Source organism: Erwinia sp. 1181_3 (assembly GCF_052824965.1).
In genome coordinates, this window is record NZ_VTDE01000036.1 from 1 (window position 1) to 314 (window position 314).

Genomic DNA, 314 nt, shown 5'->3' on the forward strand with positions numbered 1-314 from the left:
ATTATCGGCATTGATACTTCAGAACGCTGGGATCCTTTTCACCATCCATTTTATTTCGATGCAGACAGCAATCTGGTTTATGGCGGTTCCAGGGATCTCCGCGACTCACCGTTCGAGCAGGCAGTCAGGAGAGCCTATGAACAGTGTCTGAAACGTCATCACGGCAAAAAACCCGCTCCCACCCTGAAAAAGCATTATATCGGTGACTCCGGCCAGCAATCCCCACCGGGGAAAATGCTCAACAGCAAAGCAGCCGGGCGACTGCTGGCCGCCGGTGGTGTGTATAATGGAAATGTCGCAGGATTCAGGAAAAC

At 51.9% G+C, this 314-nt stretch carries 1 pseudogene; it reads left to right on the forward strand.

Features of this window, described 5'->3' with window-relative positions:
- Window positions 1–314 (forward strand): annotated as a pseudogene (locus FY046_RS23655) (hypothetical protein); the annotation flags it as partial.